17 protein-coding genes are annotated in these 15888 nt (G+C 70.3%); 7 read left to right on the top strand and 10 right to left on the bottom strand.

Translation table 11 applies throughout. The features are described 5' to 3' along the window. The first annotated feature begins 1 nt into the window (after nucleotide 1). Nucleotides 2-946, top strand: a complete 945-nt coding sequence (locus tag ACFOY6_RS05990; RefSeq protein ID WP_379649516.1) for an SMP-30/gluconolactonase/LRE family protein — start codon at nucleotides 2-4, stop codon at nucleotides 944-946. Nucleotides 947-1028: 82 nt separating this feature from the next. After that, entirely contained in the window at nucleotides 1029-1769 is a 741-nt protein-coding gene (locus ACFOY6_RS05995; protein ID WP_219929775.1) for an SDR family NAD(P)-dependent oxidoreductase, read from the top strand. 51 nt (nucleotides 1770-1820) lie between these two features. Here ACFOY6_RS05995 and cysK read toward each other — a convergent pair whose 3' ends face one another. Next, the gene (gene cysK / locus ACFOY6_RS06000; protein WP_109518140.1) at nucleotides 1821-2735 is read right to left on the bottom strand and encodes a cysteine synthase A; all 915 of its coding nucleotides are present in this window, start codon (nucleotides 2733-2735) and stop codon (nucleotides 1821-1823) included. A gap of 245 nt (nucleotides 2736-2980) precedes the next feature. Here cysK and ACFOY6_RS06005 point away from each other — a divergent pair, with 245 nt between their 5' ends. Both ACFOY6_RS06005 and ACFOY6_RS06010 read left to right on the top strand, forming a co-directional pair. Next, entirely contained in the window at nucleotides 2981-3184 is a 204-nt protein-coding gene (locus ACFOY6_RS06005) for a hypothetical protein (RefSeq protein ID WP_109518141.1), read from the top strand. After that, the gene (locus ACFOY6_RS06010) at nucleotides 3184-4638 is read left to right on the top strand and encodes an amidase (protein ID WP_379649518.1); all 1455 of its coding nucleotides are present in this window, start codon (nucleotides 3184-3186) and stop codon (nucleotides 4636-4638) included. Before ACFOY6_RS06005 ends, ACFOY6_RS06010 begins: the two co-directional genes overlap by 1 nt. A 685-nt stretch (nucleotides 4639-5323) precedes the next feature. Here the strand turns inward: ACFOY6_RS06010 and ACFOY6_RS06015 are convergent. The 9 genes from ACFOY6_RS06015 to ACFOY6_RS06055 form a co-directional block, all read right to left on the bottom strand. Then, nucleotides 5324-5806, bottom strand: a complete 483-nt coding sequence (locus ACFOY6_RS06015) for a DUF1003 domain-containing protein (protein ID WP_245906536.1) — start codon at nucleotides 5804-5806, stop codon at nucleotides 5324-5326. A 431-nt stretch (nucleotides 5807-6237) separates the two neighbouring features. Then, entirely contained in the window at nucleotides 6238-6447 is a 210-nt protein-coding gene (locus ACFOY6_RS06020; RefSeq protein ID WP_379649520.1) for a transposase, read from the bottom strand. 662 nt (nucleotides 6448-7109) lie between these two features. After that, a complete protein-coding gene (locus tag ACFOY6_RS06025; RefSeq protein WP_109519213.1) occupies nucleotides 7110-7610 on the bottom strand; it encodes a response regulator in 501 nt (166 codons plus the stop codon). Continuing rightward, the gene (locus ACFOY6_RS06030; RefSeq protein ID WP_379649551.1) at nucleotides 7607-8686 is read right to left on the bottom strand and encodes a sensor histidine kinase; all 1080 of its coding nucleotides are present in this window, start codon (nucleotides 8684-8686) and stop codon (nucleotides 7607-7609) included. Before ACFOY6_RS06030 ends, ACFOY6_RS06025 begins: the two co-directional genes overlap by 4 nt. After that, nucleotides 8673-9215: a methanogen output domain 1-containing protein gene (locus ACFOY6_RS06035; RefSeq protein WP_379636395.1), complete on the bottom strand. Its 543-nt coding sequence runs from the start codon at nucleotides 9213-9215 to the stop codon at nucleotides 8673-8675. The genes ACFOY6_RS06030 and ACFOY6_RS06035 overlap by 14 nt, the downstream gene beginning before the upstream one ends. Nucleotides 9216-9484: 269 nt before the next feature. After that, complete coding sequence (locus ACFOY6_RS06040) at nucleotides 9485-11065, bottom strand: ABC transporter substrate-binding protein (RefSeq protein WP_379636393.1); 1581 nt, start codon at nucleotides 11063-11065, stop codon at nucleotides 9485-9487. Nucleotides 11066-11180: 115 nt separating this feature from the next. Further along, on the bottom strand, nucleotides 11181-11492 hold the full coding sequence (locus tag ACFOY6_RS06045) for a GMC oxidoreductase (protein ID WP_379649523.1): 312 nt from the start codon (nucleotides 11490-11492) through the stop codon (nucleotides 11181-11183). A 116-nt stretch (nucleotides 11493-11608) separates the two neighbouring features. Beyond that, on the bottom strand, nucleotides 11609-12982 hold the full coding sequence (locus ACFOY6_RS06050) for a sensor histidine kinase (protein ID WP_109519209.1): 1374 nt from the start codon (nucleotides 12980-12982) through the stop codon (nucleotides 11609-11611). After that, nucleotides 12979-13698, bottom strand: coding sequence for a response regulator (locus ACFOY6_RS06055; RefSeq protein WP_109519208.1), 720 nt, complete (start codon nucleotides 13696-13698; stop codon nucleotides 12979-12981). Before ACFOY6_RS06055 ends, ACFOY6_RS06050 begins: the two co-directional genes overlap by 4 nt. 381 nt (nucleotides 13699-14079) lie before the next feature. Between ACFOY6_RS06055 and ACFOY6_RS06060 the strand changes: the two genes are divergently transcribed. From ACFOY6_RS06060 to ACFOY6_RS06070, 3 genes are read left to right on the top strand one after another with little or no spacing between them, the layout of a single operon-like run. After that, nucleotides 14080-14730, top strand: coding sequence for a DedA family protein (locus ACFOY6_RS06060; RefSeq protein ID WP_379649525.1), 651 nt, complete (start codon nucleotides 14080-14082; stop codon nucleotides 14728-14730). Beyond that, the gene (locus tag ACFOY6_RS06065) at nucleotides 14727-15362 is read left to right on the top strand and encodes a class I SAM-dependent methyltransferase (RefSeq protein WP_379636385.1); all 636 of its coding nucleotides are present in this window, start codon (nucleotides 14727-14729) and stop codon (nucleotides 15360-15362) included. The genes ACFOY6_RS06060 and ACFOY6_RS06065 overlap by 4 nt, the downstream gene beginning before the upstream one ends. A 41-nt stretch (nucleotides 15363-15403) precedes the next feature. Further along, nucleotides 15404-15880: a (2Fe-2S)-binding protein gene (locus tag ACFOY6_RS06070; protein ID WP_379636384.1), complete on the top strand. Its 477-nt coding sequence runs from the start codon at nucleotides 15404-15406 to the stop codon at nucleotides 15878-15880. The last annotated feature ends 8 nt before the right edge of the window (nucleotides 15881-15888 follow it).

The following is a 15888-nucleotide window of genomic DNA, read 5'->3' on the forward strand; positions in this document are numbered from 1 at the left end:
CATGACCGTCGATATCCTGGAAATCGGCCCCGAGGCGCTGCTGCCGGGCCTCCGCAACGGCACCGGCGAGAGCCCCGTCTGGGACGCCACGCGCGGCCGCTGGTACTGGACCGACATCCCCAACCGCATCCTCTACCGGCTGGACCCGGAGAGCGGCGCGCTGCGCAGCTGGCGCCTGGCCGAGGTGGCGGGCTGCCTGGCCCTGCGGCCGGATGGCGCGCAGCCCGGCCCCAACCCCTCCCTGGTCTGCGCCTGCCAGAGCGGCCTCTTCGCGGTGGAGCTGCCGGATGCGGAGGGTGCGGAGGAGGCGGTGATGACCCGCCTCGCCAGCGTCGCCCACCCGCGCGAGGGGATGCGCTTCAACGACGGGCGCTGCGACCGGCAGGGCCGCTTCCTCGCCTCCACCATGGTGGGCGACATCTCGCTCGCCGATCCCTCCGGCCGCTGGTACCGCCTCACCAGCGAGGGCGGGCTGGAGGAGGCCGGGCTGGGCGGGCTGATCGTGCCCAATGGCTCCGCCTTCAGCCCGGATGGCCGCACCTTCTACGCCTCCGGCACCCACCCGACGGAGCGCATGGTCTGGGCCCTCGACTACGACACGGAGACGGGCGCCCTCTCCAACCGCCGCGTCTTCGTCGACATGCGCGGCATGGTCGGGCGGCCGGACGGCGCCACGGTCGATGCCGAGGGTGGCTACTGGAGCTGCGCGCTGGACGAGGGCTGCATCAAGCGCTTCACGCCGGACGGCGTTCTGGACCGCATCGTCCGCGTGCCGATGAAGAAGCCCGCCATGTGCGCGCTGGGCGGGGCGGACGGGCAGACCATGCTCGTCACCTCGCTCAGCCGCGGCGGCGCCGACCTGGAGACGGACCCGGAGGGCGGCCGCGTGGCACTGTTCCGCCTGCCCGGCGTGCGCGCCATCCCCGAGCCGCGCTTCGCCGGCTGAGGCGCGGGCGGCGGGGGGCTTGCCTCCCGCCGCGGAAGGGCGGAGAGCTTGCGGCACCGCATCCGCCAGGGGAAGCCGCCCGATGTCCAGCCGCCGCAAGATCATGTTGCTCACCGGGGCCAGCCGGGGCATCGGCCATGCCACGGTGAAGCGCTTCCAGGCGGAGGGGTGGCGCATCCTCACCGTCTCCCGCCAGCCCTTCTCGGAGGAGTGCCGCTGGCCGGAAGCGCGGGAGAGCCACATCCAGGCCGACCTGTCCGACCCCGCCGCGGTGGAGCGGCTGGTGGAGGAGGTGCGGGAACGCCTGCCGCAGGGCGAGCTGCACGCGCTGGTCAACAACGCCGGCATCTCGCCCAAGGGCGCGGGCGGCAGCCGCCTCGGCGCGCTGGACACCGACTACGCCACCTGGATGACGGTGTTCAACGTCAACCTGATCTCCACCGCCCTGCTGGCGCGCGGCCTGTTCCGGGAGCTGAGCGCGGCGCATGGCAGCGTGGTGAACGTCACCTCCATCGTCGGCTCGCGCGTGCATCCCTTCGCGGGCGCGGCCTATGCCTGCTCCAAGGCAGCGCTGGCGGCGCTGACGCGGGAGCTGGCCTTCGAGTTCGGCGCGCATGGCGTGCGGGTGAACGCCATCGCCCCCGGCGAGATCGACACCGCCATCCTCTCCCCCGGCACGGAGGAGATCGTCGAGCGGCAGATCCCGATGCGCCGCCTGGGCAGCGCGGAAGAGGTGGCCAACACCATCCTCTTCCTCTGCTCCCCCGCCTCCTCCTACGTGAACGGGGCGGAGATCCACATCAATGGCGGCCAGCACGTCTGAGCCCGGCCCTTCTGAGCCCGGCCCGTCCAGGCACTGGCCGCCGCGCCATGCTCAGCCCGGCAGGAAGTCCGGCACCGAGAGGTAGCGCTCGCCCGTGTCGTAGTTGAAGCCGAGCACGCGGGCGCCCTGCGGCAGCTCCGGCAGCTTGGCGGCGATGGCGGCCAGCGTGGCGCCGGAGGAGATGCCGACCAGCAGCCCCTCCAGCCGGGCCGAGCGCCGCGCCTGCTCGCGCGCCGCTTCCGCCTCCACCTGGATCACGCCGTCCAGCACGGCGGTGTCCAGGTTGGCGGGCACGAAGCCGGCGCCGATGCCCTGGATCGGGTGCGGCGCCGGCGCGCCGCCCGAGATGACCGGCGACTGCGCCGGCTCCACCGCGAAGACCTTGAGCTGCGGCCAGGCCGCCTTCAGCACCCGCGCGCAGCCGGTGAGGTGCCCGCCCGTGCCGACGCCGGTGATCAGCGCGTCCAGCCCCTCGGGGAAGTCGGCCAGGATCTCCTGCGCGGTGGTGCGGACATGCACCTCGATATTGGCCGGGTTCTCGAATTGCTGCGGGATCCAGGCGCCGGGGGTCTCGGCCTGCAGCGCCTGGGCGCGGGCGATGGCGCCCTTCATGCCCTGCTCGCGCGGGGTCAGCACGAACTCGGCGCCATAGGCCTGCATCAGCCGGCGCCGCTCGACCGACATGGAATCCGGCATCACCAGCACCAGCCGGTAGCCCTTCACCGCCGCCACCATGGCCAGGCCGATGCCGGTGTTGCCGGAGGTCGGCTCGATGATGGTGCCGCCGGGGGCGAGGCGGCCATCGGCCTCCGCCGCCTCCACCATGGCCAGCGCGATGCGGTCCTTCACCGAGCCGCCGGGGTTGCTGCGTTCGGACTTCACCCAGACCTCGGCCTCGGGGAAGAGGCGGCCCAGGCGGATATGCGGCGTCCGGCCGATGGTCTCGAGTACGCTGGCGGCTTTCATGAGCGCGTCATCCTCTTGGTTCTGGCGCCGGCACGGGGCGGAAGAATGGCCCCCGCATGATGGCGCAGATCGGCCGTGCCCGGAAGCGGCGGCCCCGGCGGGCGGGGCGGTCCGGAACGACATGGGGAGAGAATACGGCGGGGTCCGGCGGGGTTGCGCGCCGCCTCTTGCGGGGGCGGAAGGATACGCCATTAATGCCGGGGCATCGCGGCGGCAGGCGCCGCCCTTCCGCGGAGGCAGGGCCCATGGACGAGGTTTTCATCACCCAGGCAGGGGAGGCTGCCCGCCGCTGGTCCGGCATCGCCAGCCCGAACGAGACGGCGCGGCAGATGACCGCCGAGCTGCTGAAGCTGATCGCCGAGTTCGAGGCGCTGCGCGGCGGCCTGCGCTTCGAGGACGAGCCGGCGGATTTCGAGGCCGCCCTTCGCGACTGCAAGGAGCCCGGCTGATGCCCCAGGACGCCGCCCTCGCCCAGCAGGACGACCTCGCCACCCTCTCCCTCGTCGAAGCGGCCGATGCCCTGGTGCGGGGCGAGGTGACTGCGCTGGCGCTGACGGAGGCCTGCCTGGCGCGCATCCGCCGCCACGACGCGGCGCTGAACAGCGTCATCTGGCTGGACGAGGCGGCGGCGCTGGAGGCGGCCGCGGCCGCCGACCGCCGGCGGGCGCGCGGCGAGGCGCTCGGGCCACTGCACGGCGTGCCGATGGCGCACAAGGACATGTACTACCAGGCCGGCAAGCCCTGCAGCTGCGGCTCGGCCATCCGCCGCGACTTCCGCCCCACCTACACGGCCACCCTGATCAGCCGGCTGGAGGAGGCCGGCGCGCTGACCCTGGGCGGGCTGAACATGGCCGAGTTCGCGCAGAATCCGACCGGCCACAACCGCCATTTCGGCGATTGCCAGAACCCGTGGGTGCGCGGCCGCATCACCGGCGGCTCCTCCTCCGGCTCGGGCGCCGCCGTGGCGGCGGGCTTCGCCTTCATGGCGCTGGGCTCGGACACCGGCGGCTCCATCCGCCTGCCCGCCTCGGCCTGCGGCGTGACCGGGCTGAAGCCGACGCAGACGCGGCTCAGCCGCCACGGCGTGATGCCGCTCTCCTTCTCCTGCGACAATGCCGGGCCCCTGACCCGCACCGCGCGCGACTGCGCCCGGGTGATGACGGTGATGGCCGGGCACGACCCGAAGGACCCCACCAGCGCGCGCGAGCCGGTGCCGGATTACGAGGCGGCGCTGGATGGCGATCTGCGCGGCCTGCGCATCGGCGTGGCGCGGGAATGGTTCCTGGAGGCGGTGGATGCCGACGTGCTGCGCGCCTTCGAGACGGCGCTCGATGTGCTGCGCGGGCGCGGCGCCATGGTGGTGCCGGTGGAACTGGCCATGATGCAGGAGGTGCTGACCTATGGCGCCGTGGTCAGCCGCGCCGAGGCCGCCACCATCCATGCCACCTGGATGCGCGACCGCCCGGGCGACTTCGCCGCGCATATCAGCGGCCGGCTCTTTCCCGGCTATGCGGTGCCGGCGGCCTACTACCTGGAGGCGCTCTCCCGCCGTGGCCCGGTGCTGCGCGGCTTCGCCCAGGCAGCTTTTGGGGCGGCCTTCGGCGCGGTGGACCTGCTGGCCAGCCCGACCATCCCGGGCGCCCTGCCAAGCCTGGCGGAGACCGATATCGATAGCGGCGACCCGGAGGCCATAAGCCGCTTCGGTGCCATCTCGCGCAACACCCGGCCCTTCAACTATCTGGGCCTGCCGGCCATCAGCATCCCCTGTGGCTTCGATGACAGGGGCGCGCCGGTGGGGCTGCAACTCGCAGGCCGTCCCTTCGCCGAAGCGCGCGTCATGCAGGCGGCCGACGCCTTCCAGCGCGATACGGACTGGCACCGGCGCCGCCCACGGCTGGACTGATGCCATGCCGCGCCGCCCGACGACTTCTCCCGAGGTTCGGCGGCGCCTCAGGCAGCGGGAGCGGCATCCGGGGCGGTCCGTTCCGACGCAAGGTGGCGAGCAGGTGAACAATGGCCATGCCGCGCTGCGTGTTCAGCTGGAACCGATGGAACCGGTAGCTGCCGGCGAAAAGCGGCCTTGCCATGCCGATTCCCATCTTCGCCGAGAGATCTCACCGGCAGACCTGCAAGGCTGCGTCTGACGGGATCATTTTGGTATGTCTTGCTCGTAAGTTGTCATAATTATCATTCTGAGGCGAATAGCACGCTGATAAAGACAGGCTTCGGTCAAACCCGAGCAAGATGGAATCAAAATCCAGACTCCACGCGCACCTGCATCCCCGTTCAAGGAGAGTTTGTGCCGCAGGGCATACACGCAGAAAAGGTCTCACCCCGTCCGCCAAAAGGAGGCCGTTTATGGCGTTCGGCCCTAAGACACGATAATCAAAGGTTATCAGGCACACGGGCAGCAGGAGTGGCTGCTACCGCCTCATGTTGCCGCATTTTCTATCCGGCTCCGCAGGCCATGTTGCGGCACCTGCCGTTCGCAGCCCGGCAGGCTCGCTGGTCGAGGCTCATCATCTTCCGGATGGCCGCCGAAGGCCCTCCTCATCGCGTGGCGAACACCCCTCTTCCGTCCCGGCCATTCAGTCTTTCCGTTGCCGCGCCTCGATCTCATCCAGCACGGCTTCTGGCGCGATGTCCTGCTGCACCTCCTTCAGTTCCGGGTCGGCCTGAGTGCGGATGTCCATGCGCCTGGCGATCTCGGCCACGAGTTCCGATAGCTTGGTCAGTTCATGCTCCGCCAACAGGCTGATCTGAAGGTCCAGATCGGCCCGCTTGTCGGCTGCGGCGGCCATGCGGTTCTGGCTGATGAGCACAAAGGTGGAGAGAAAGATGGCCTCGACCGAAGCCTCCATCGCCAGCACCACGAAGGACGGGTCGAATTTGGGCACGCCCGGGACCAGGCCAAGATTGACCAGGATCCAGGTGCCGTAGAAGGCCAGGTGGATGTAGACGAACGTCATGCTGCCGGTGAAGCGGGTGATGGCCCCGGCAACCCGCTCCTCCCGGCTCGCCGATGCGGCCTCCTGGCGGCGCCGATCCTCCAGGACCTGGATGTTGCGCATGAGAGAAGTATTGAGGCCGACCGGCCTTGGCGGCGGCACCGTCGGTGTTGGTCCTGGCATTTCACGGGGGTCCTTCTTCGGAATCGCGCTGGGATGTCAGAAGAACCGGCGAGGAACCCTCCGGTTGGTAATTCTGTCCATCGCCGGCGAATTCGGCGCATGCAGGGCGGAGAATCCTCCCCGCGAGCTTGCGCCCTCGCTGCCTGGCAGAGGGCCTGCAAGCGCGCACGCCGCTTGAATGGCGGAGGATCAAGGCACCTTCACCCATATGCCCGCCGCCGGAGAACACCGGATCACGCGCGCATATTTCGTGGTTCAGGGGCTCCGCCCCGGAGGCCCGCCTCGCCCGGTTCAACAGGGCCATGGTTCCGCAGTGGCCATGGGTCGGTTCGGCATCAGCAAACCAGCTCGCGTAGGCGGCCTTTACCTCGTCATCCGCCCGCTGCCTTGCCGCCCTCGGCCATGCGCCGCCTCCAATCCAACAGCAGGCTGGGCGGAACCCCGTGCATCCGGGCCACGGCCAAGGCCGTCATGTCTGGCTCCATGGCGCCCACAACCAGCCGGAGCTTCTGATCGGCACTGTGGCAGCATCGGCGCTCCCGGCCGGTGAGGACTTTGACGCAAAGCGGGTCCATCGGCATAGGCGTATGCCTCAGCACAGACTGAGGTCCCCGCCGCTATGCGCGGTGTCAGGTCGAATTGGGGCCAGTCCAACAGGACAGAAGATCTCGAAATCGACCACGGCCGGGAGGCGCTCCAGCGGATCGCCGGCTGCGGAAGGGCTGCATACCGCTCATCCGGGTCGAAGAGGCCGAGTTGCCCCGCCATTGCCACTGCCTCCGCTGACCAAGGCCAGTGAATCAGCCCGGCGCCCCAGCCGCGAGGTTGTCTGAGGCGTCCGAATGGCTGACACGGAACAGGGCCAATGATCCCCGCGAAATCTTGGTTGTCTCACCCGATCTCCATGCGGCCATTCATGCCAGCAATGGGGCCTCGGGCTGGCCCACTCCGGCCCTGGTCATCAGCGGGCAGAGGCTGCCTCCCAAGCTCAACCGCCATCTTCGGGCGCGGTGAGCGATGGAATGTCCATTTGGGAAATGCACCGTCAGTTTACAAAGGTCAGTAGATCCTACCAGCCGATCATCCAACTCGGCCGGCTGTGCCGTTGAATGAGGGGCACTTCAGTCTTTCAGTCCATTGTGGATCAAACGGAAGAAGGTCCTGAACAATGCATCGCGCCTCAGATCCTTGCAGGCTCTGATCCGGCGCTCGAAACAGAACCGGATCAGGTGTCCTCGCCATCCTACCCACGCAGCTTGGTCAACGCTGCAGCAACGGCCGCGGCGATCTCGGTTGGCGTATAGGGCTTTGTCAGCCAGCCGAGGGGTGCCGCTGCCCCCTCGCCTCGGGCCCGGGTGGCTGCATCGGAGTGTGCCGTCGCGAACAGGCTGGGGATGCCGAGGCTGCTGCGGATCTCCGCCGCAGCGGAGATTCCGTCGCGCGCGCCCGTCAGTCGAATATCCATCAGCACGAGGTCGGGGCGCTCGGCCCGGGCGATCTCCACCGCCTCCTCGGCCGTTGCCGCGACCCCGACCACCTCAAAGCCGGCGGAGGCCAGTGCATCCTCGGCGTAGAGCGCGACGAAGTACTCGTCCTCCACCACCAGCACCCGGCCACGGGACGGCGCGCCCGCCCCCAGGCAGCCCTCGTCCTGCACGTGAAGCGGGGATGGCCATCTGGCGGAAGGCAGGCCCGGAAGGCAGCGCCTGGAGGCAGACGCGGCGTGCCATGTCAGCGCGGTCATGCCTTGCCTTCCGCCGCCGACGCGGACTGGCCTTGGAAGCGTACCACGCAGCGCGCACCCCCAGCCCGGCTACGCCCAACCGAGAAGGTCCCGCCGATCTGACGCGCGAGGCCGCGTACCAGGCCGAGGCCGGAAGCCCGCCTGACCACGCCGGCGGCCGGCTCGAAGCCTGGCCCCTCGTCCTCGACCCAGAGTTCGACACTGTCATCGGGCGCTGCGGACAGGCCGACCCAGATCCGGCCCGGCGTGCCATTGGTGCGGGCCCCGTGCTTGACTGCGTTCGCCACGAGTTCGTTCAGGACAAGCGCGAGGGGAATGGCTGCGTCGTTCCCGATCCCGACCGGCTCCGCCTCGACCACCAGGCACCCACGCGTGCCCGATGCCTCTGCCACCATAGTGGCGATCTTTGCGACGAACTCTTTCCCAGGCACGCCTTGGAAGTTCGAGCCCTGGTAGAGCATCTGGTGCACCGCCCCGACAGCCGCCAGTCGGCGAGAGGCCTCCTCCAGCGCCGCAGCCGCCTCCGGCGCGCCGGCCTCGCGCCGCGCTGCCGAGAGCATGCCCGAGAGCATGTGGATGTTGTTTTTCACCCGGTGGTGCAGTTCCCGCAACAGCAGGTCACGCTCGCCGAGTGCCTGTTCAAGCAGGATCTGCGCGCGGCGGCGCTCCATGATCTCCTCATTGAGCTCGCGGATCTTGCGCGTGAGCACGGAGAAGCGCCTGTCCGCCTCCGAGAGGCGCAGGAGCAGGAGCGGCGTCTCGCCCTCCTCGGCAGGAATCAGCAGCCCGGCCTCGCACCGGAAGCGCACCATCTGCCCAGCCGAGTCTCGCAGATCCGCCGCGCCGGGGAGGGCGCTTCGCGACCCGGAGCAGCGGAGCAGGTAATGCCGGAGGGCCGACCCGGCCTCGGCGCCGGGGCAGAGCACAAGAAGATCCCCACCGGCCTGGACGCCTGGGCCCAGGCGCGCGAGGGCTGCGCGGTTGGCGAAGAAGATCCGCCCTGGTGTGCCGACGAGGAGCGCCGGCTCAGACAGGGCCTGCAGGGCGCGCGCGGCGCCCTCGTCAGGCGCTGGCATGGTCACGGCGGAAATACTCGCGGAGACCCGGCAGGGCCTGCGCGGAGGGCCGGAGGTGGACGACCACCCGGCACCCGGCATGGCCCTGGGCAATGGTGCGCTCGAGCTCGACTCCGGCATAGCCCAAATTCTCCGCTGCGATGGAACCGAAGACGTTCGATGTCATCATGCAGAGCGAGGGGCGGCCCAGGACGAAGTCGCCAAAGGGGCAGGCGCGGTTGCCGAGCACCAGGCGGTCCTCCGACTCCTCGATGACGAAGAAATCGCCGCGGATGCGCTGCTTGAGGTCGACCAGCACCGCGGCCACCTGCGTGCGAGAGAGGCGCTCGACGGCGAGGGCGCGGCGGTACTCCGCGTCGATGTGCTCTCCCATGGCGGCACCGACGACACTGATGTAGCCGGAAGCCTCCTCGAGGCCGACGATCTCCTGCAGCGTGCCCGCCAGCTCACGCAGGAGGCGCCGCAGGAAGATGTCGCGGTCAAGCTGAACCTCGCCGGCCTTGGCCGGGGCCGTCGTGATCGCAGTCATGGCAGTTCTCCCAGTGGCGCGCGCAATGTCACGTCCTCGAGCCGTTGTTAAGGCCGTCACGATCATGCATCAACACCGGTATCCGCGCAGCGCTCTCGTCGGCACCCGGCAAGGGCATCCGGGAGATCTGCCTATCCGGTCTGCGCCCGCCCCTGCCTCGCTCCCCGTGCATCGGCCACGGCGAGCGAAGCACCCCACGGCAGCAGCCGCCAAGCACCAGGGATTCAATGCCTTAGGCGGTGGGTGCAGGGATCCCCGGCACCGCCGGGTCAGCCTGGCTGCACGCCCCAGAACTTGGTGAAGCCGGATTGCAAGCCCTGCAACCCGCGCGTCGCGGTCTGCTGCTTGAACTGGCCGAGGGGGTAGTAGGGCACTTCCTCCATGCACACGCGCTGGATGTCCCGGCAGACGGCCTGGCGGCCCGCAAGGTCCGGCGCATCGAACCAGTCGTTGTAGAGGCCCTCCAGCCGGGCACTCTCGTACCAGCCGGCATAGCCTGCCGTGCCATTGCCACGCACGCCCACATGCGTCGCCGGGTTGAGCAGGTCGGTTCCCGTCCAGCTTGTGGCGAACAGGCTCCAGCCGCCGGCCTCCACCGGGCCACGGTTGTTCCGGCGCTGCAGCATCGAGCCCCAGTCGGTCGCGACGTAATCGACGTTGACGCCGACCCGCCGCAACATGTCGGCCGCGACATCGCCCAGCGCCTTGATCGTCACGTAGTCGGTCGGCACCAGCAGCACGACCTTCTCGCCGTTGTAGCCGGCGGCGAGGATGTCACGCTTCACCGCCTCGTCGCTGAGCGGCTTGCGGAGCGGGTCGAGCCCGACCTCGCTGGCCATCGGCGTGCCGGGGCAGAAGAAGCCGGTGGGCACGTGGTAGCTGGCGCTGTCGTTGCCGACGATGGCCTGCATGTAGGCGGCCTGGTCGATGGCACCCATGAGGGCACGGCGGATGGCCGGGTTGTTGAAGGGGGCCTGGGTGCAGTTCGGCCGCAGCATGCCGAGGGTGCCCGTCTCCTCCTGCACCCGCAGCCGGATGCTGCGGCTGCGCGCCAGCATGGGCTTCAGGTCGTGCGCCACCTGCTCCCACCAGTCATGCTCGCCCGTCATCAGCGCGCCGGCGGCGGTCGAGGCATCCGGTATGGTGGTCCAGACCACGCGGTCGTAATGCGCGACCTTGGGTCCGGCGGTGCCGAGCGCTGGCCCGTCCTCCCGCGGCCGGTAGCCGTCGAAGCGGGCATAGACATTGCGCGCGCCCTGCAGCCGTTCCTCCTGCACATAGCGGAAGGGGCCGCTGCCGATGATCTCGGTGATCTGTGTGCCAGGGTCGGTGCGCGCGATCCGCTCCGGCATGATGGCCGGCATCATGGCCGTGGTTTTGGCCAGCGCGTCCGCCAGCAGGGGGAAGGGCTTCCTCAGGCGGAAGACGATGGTGCGGTCGTCGGGGGCGGTAATTTCCTCGCTCACCCGCATCAGGGCGCCGCCGAAGGCATCGCGCGCGCCCCAGCGGCGGATGCTCGCCACGCAGTCCCGCGCCAGCACCGGCGTGCCGTCGTGGAACAGCAGCCCCTCGCGCAGGCGGATGGTCCAGCGCCGGCCGTCATCCTCCACCACATGGCCTTCCGCCATCTGCGGATAGGGCACATCGTTCGGGTCCAGCCCGTAGAGGGTGTCGAACACCATGAAGCCGTGGTTGCGCGTCACATTGGCCGTGGTCCAATGCGGGTCGAGGAAGGCAAGGTCGATCTGCGGGATGAAGCGCAGGGTGCGGGACTGCCCCTGCGCCAGGGCCGGAGCGGCAAGGGCGGCGGTGGAGATGGCCATCCCCTGCAGCAGTGAACGACGACGCATGAAAGCCTCCTTCAAGGGCTGCGGGTCAGCCACGATACGCGGCTTTCACCGTTGGCCCCAATGCTGCTGATTCGAGCGGCGCTTGCAAGGGCCAGGTTCTTCGCGATGACGCCGCTCATGCCGCCGCTCCCGGCCTGCCGGCCATGCGCTCGGCGATCGCCACGGGTGTCGGGCGGGTGCTCGCGGTTGGCACCTCCGGCATAATGGAGGCGTCGGCCAGGCATGGGCCTGTGCAGCCCAACACGCGGCACTCCGTGTCCACCATCATGCGTGGACCGTCAGTGGCGCCCATGCGGCACGGACCGATAGCGTGCTGCGCGTCGCCGTATCCGCTCGACAGCCAGTCCTCGAGCTCGGCGTCGCTCAGCGCCTCCACCCCGGGTCCGCCGCACGGTCCGTGGCCGTGCTCCGTGGTGGCGATGTGCACATGGTGATCCTGGCCCGCTGCACTGCTCCACCCGGGTTGCGGTTCTTCCGGGCACTGTAATTCCCGGGTCTCTGCTGAAGCCAGCGCCCTCGCCGGCCGGGCTCGCCCACGCCGCCTCAGGCTTCCTCGAAGGACAGGCCGGGCAGCGCGACAATCGCCTCGAGGCCGCCGGCGGCAAGGTTGCGCAGCGTGAGGTCGCCGCCATGGGCGCGGATGATGCTGCGGGCCGAGGTCAGGCCCAGCCCCATGCCGCCGGTCGAGGGATTGCGGGCCTTGCTGAGCCGGTGGAAGGGCATGAACACCTGCTCCAGCTTGTCCGGATCGACGCCCGGCCCCCGGTCGCGCACCGTCAGCTCGGCCCCGCGATCTGTGATCCGCAGCGCGATGGCAGGCGGCGTCGCGTGTTTCAGGGCATTCTCGATGAGGTTCTCGAACACCCGCCGCAGCGCGCGGGGCCGGCCTGTCCACCGCGCGTGGTGCGGTCCCGTGTAGTCGATGCGAATGCCCTGGTCGCCATAGTCGTCGATGATGGTCTTGATGAGTTCGGGCAGGTCGAAGCTCGTCGCCGGTTCCTGCCCGGCATCGTCGCGAAAGAACGACAGGGCCGAATCCACCATGTTGCGCATTTCGTCGACATCGCGGAACAGCTTCTGCTGCTGCACGGCATCGCCGATGAACTCGGCGCGCAGCCGCATGCGCGTCAGCGGCGTGCGCAGGTCGTGCGAGATCGCGGCCAGCATGGTGGTGCGGTCCTCGACGAAGCGCCGGATCTGCCCCTGCATGGCATTGAAGGCGACGATCGTCTCGCGGATTTCGACCGGGCCGCTCACGGGAATGTCCGGCGCCCGTGGATCGACGCCGAAGCGGCGGACTGCCCCGGCCAGCTGCGCCACGGGAGAGGCCAGGGAGCAGGCGGCCGCGGCCGAGCAGCCCAGGATCGAGGCGGCGGCGAACAGGACGATCAGCACGCCGCGCAGCGGAGTGGCGATGCCCCAGCTCCGCTCGGCGGCGGAGAAGGTGATCCAGCTGCCGTCTCGCAGCGCGACACTCACGAAATAAAGCTGGCCGCGCCGCATGAACTCCGCGGCCAGGGCACCTCCCTCGATGGCGGGATGCCCGCTGTGGAGGAACAGGATGGCCCGCGAAGGATCCTCGAGCAGCGCCCGCAGCCGGTCCCGCCCGGCGATGTAGCTGTCCTGCTGGGCGGCGCTTGGCTCGACCAGCGGCGCCGCGTGCCAGGCGACGTCGTAGAGGCGCGTCCCGGCCGAGCGGGCCAGGGCGGCGCGCTGCTCGGGCGGCTGGGACTCGATGATCCGCACCGTCGCCGCGGCCGCCTCCGGGAGGCCGCTCTTCTCGAAGGAAGGCTGACCCCAGACGCCGGAAAGCGTGACGAAGGCCCCGTTCATCGCGACCGTCGCCGCCAGGACGACGAAGATCGTCAGGACGAAACGGCGCGTGATCGTGTCCCGCATCCACAGCCGCGCGATCATGAGCGCGTCACCGGGGCCATGAGGATGTAGCCGCCGTTGCGCACCGTGCGGATCAGCTCCGGGCTCTTCGGATCGGCCTCGAGCTTGCGGCGGAGGCGGCTGACCTGCACGTCGATGCTGCGGTCGAAGGCGGCGTGGTTCTCGCCATGCGCCAGGTCCATCAGCATGTCCCGCGTCAGCACGCGCTGCGGCTTCTCGGCGAAGGCCAGGAGCAGGTCGAACTCACCGCCCGAGAGCGGGATCAGCGTGTTGTCGTCCAGGCGCAGCTCGCGCCGCCTGATATCCAGGCGCCATCGGCCGAAGCTCAGCATGGGATGGGGGTCCGCCGGCTTCGGCGCGGTGCTGGCCTCCGCGCGGCGCAGCACGGCCTTGATCCGCGCCAACAGCTCACGCGCGTTGAAGGGCTTGGTGATGTAGTCGTCGGCGCCGATCTCGAGACCGACGACGCGCTCCAAATGGTCGCTCACCGCGGTGAGCATGATGACGGGTATGGCCGAGGCCATGCGCACCTTGCGGCAGAGCTCGAAGCCGCTCTCGTCCGGCAGCATGACGTCGAGGACGATGACGTCCACGCCCTTCTCCTCCAGCGCCGCCAGCATCTCCGCGCCGCTCCGCGCCAGCGAGACGCGACAGGCGTGGTTCTGAAGGAACTGCGTCAGCAGCATCAGGATGTCCTCGTCGTCGTCCACAACCAGAACGTGGGGCATCGGTGTCATGTCCCTCTTCTACCACCGGGCATGGCGCGGCTTATGACCGGTTTTTATGCTGATTGTGTCTGTGCTGAAACATGGTGTGGATGCTGTCAAACACCGCACATCATGGGGAAGCACAGGCTCCCTAGTCTCGCTCCTGGCAACCAGGAGCACCGCCTTGGCCTCTTCCCTTCCCTGCCCTCCGTCCGGCCGGACCCGCCCTGCCGGCGCTGCAGGCCCCTCCGGCAGGGCGGTTCCCCTGCCCCCGATCTGGCCCGGCTGGCGCGACGGCCACATCGCCAGGATCCACCGTCAGGCCGGCAAGACGCGGAGCCCGGCCGGCGAGGCGGGCGGCGCGGCGCTCGCCGCCCCGCTGCCGGCCGCCGGCACCGGTGGCCGCTGACCATGGATCCGCTCGGCAGCCTCGTCGCATGGGCGGCCCCGCTCGGCTTCGCCGGCCTGTTCGCCGCCGCCGCGTCGGAGCGGCTCGTCCCCATCATGCCCTCCTACGGCCTGCTGGTGGCGGTCGGCATCGGCGCCGGAGATGGCCTGTGGCCGGTGCCGCTCGCCCTCTCCGCCGTGGCCTCCGGCGGCGTGGCCGGATGCCTCGCATCCTACGGCCTCGCGGCCGCGCTGGGGGAGGCCCGCGCGCTCGCCCTGCTGCACCGGGGCGCCCGTCTGGCCGGCCTGCCCGCCGCACGGCTGGACCGCTGGGTGCAGGGCTACCGCCGCCAACAAGGCGCGATCGCCTTCGCCGCGCAGCTCGTGCCAACCATCCGGCTGCTGGCGCCGCTGATCGCCGGCCTGCTTGGCCACGGGTTTCGCGCCTTCCTCCTGGCCACCACGGCGGGCGTCATCGTCTGGAGCGCCTTCTTCGTCGGCCTCGGCTACCTGGCCGCGCAGCGCTCCGCCGGGGCCAACGCCTCCCTCCTCGCGCTCCAGCTCCTGCTGATCCTGCTGGTGGCGGAGGGCGCCGCCCTCCTGCTCGCCTGGCGCCTCCGGCGCCGCCGCCCGCCGCACCCTGCCCTGCTTCCCCTCGAGGACCGCATCCCATGAGCTTCGCCGCCGTGAGCGAGACCTACAGCTTCTTCCGGGCCTGGCTCCTCGATCCATTGCGCGTGGCGGCGGTCATGCCCTCGGGGCAGGCGCTGGCGCAGGTCATCACCTCCGAGATCACCGCCGGGACCGGCCCGGTGATCGAGCTGGGCCCCGGCACCGGCGCCTTCACCCGCGCCCTGCTGGCACGCGGCGTGCGCGAGGAGGATCTGGCGCTGGTCGAGTTCGGCTCAGAATTCGCGGTGACGCTGCGCCGCCGCTATCCCAGGGCCCACACCCTCTGGATGGACGCCCGGCGCCTGCAGGGCGTGGAGCTGTTCGGCGGCCGCCCCGCCGGCGCCGTCGTCAGCGGGCTGCCCGTGCTCTCCATGAGCCCGCGCAAGGTGATCGCCATCCTGGAGGGCGCCTTCGGCAAGATGCATCCGGCCGGCGCCTTCTATCAGTTCACCTACGGGCCCGCCTGCCCCATCCCGCGCATCCTGCTGGACCGGCTGGGGCTGAAGGCCATCCGCCTCGGCGGGACGCTGGCCAATGTCCCGCCCGCCTCGGTCTACCGCATCCGCCAGCGCCAGCCCCGCCCACCGGCGCAGGACAGGCCCGCCATGGGCCTCCCTGCGGCGCCGCGCGGATGAGCGGCGGCACGCGGCCAGCACAACGGAATCCGGAGGACAGCATGATCTCCCTCATCGTCAATGGCCGCCCCGTGCGGGTGGACGCCGCCCCGGACAAGCCCCTGCTTTGGGTGCTGCGCGAGGAGCTGGGCCTGCTCGGCCCGAAATACGGCTGCGGCGTCGCCCAGTGCGGCGCCTGCCGCGTCCTGCTCGACGGCCAGTCGGTGCCCTCCTGCGTCACCCCGCTCGCCGAAGCCGCCGGCGCCGCCGTGGTGACGGTGGAGGGCCTGGGCGGGCCGGAGGGCGACCTCTCCGCGCTGCAGCAAGCCTGGATCGACGAGCAGGTGCCGCAATGCGGCTTCTGCCAGCCGGGCTTCCTCATCGCCGCCACGGCGCTGCTGGCGCGCACGCCCCGGCCGACCGATGCCGAGATCGACGCCTTCATCGACAATGTCTGCCGCTGCGGCACCTATCCGCGCATCCGCCGCGCCATCCACCGCGCCATCCACCGCGCCGCCGCGGCGCCTGGCCAGGGCTGAGGGGCGCG

This window comes from Teichococcus aestuarii (assembly GCF_042651065.1).
Taxonomy (GTDB): domain Bacteria; phylum Pseudomonadota; class Alphaproteobacteria; order Acetobacterales; family Acetobacteraceae; genus Pseudoroseomonas; species Pseudoroseomonas aestuarii.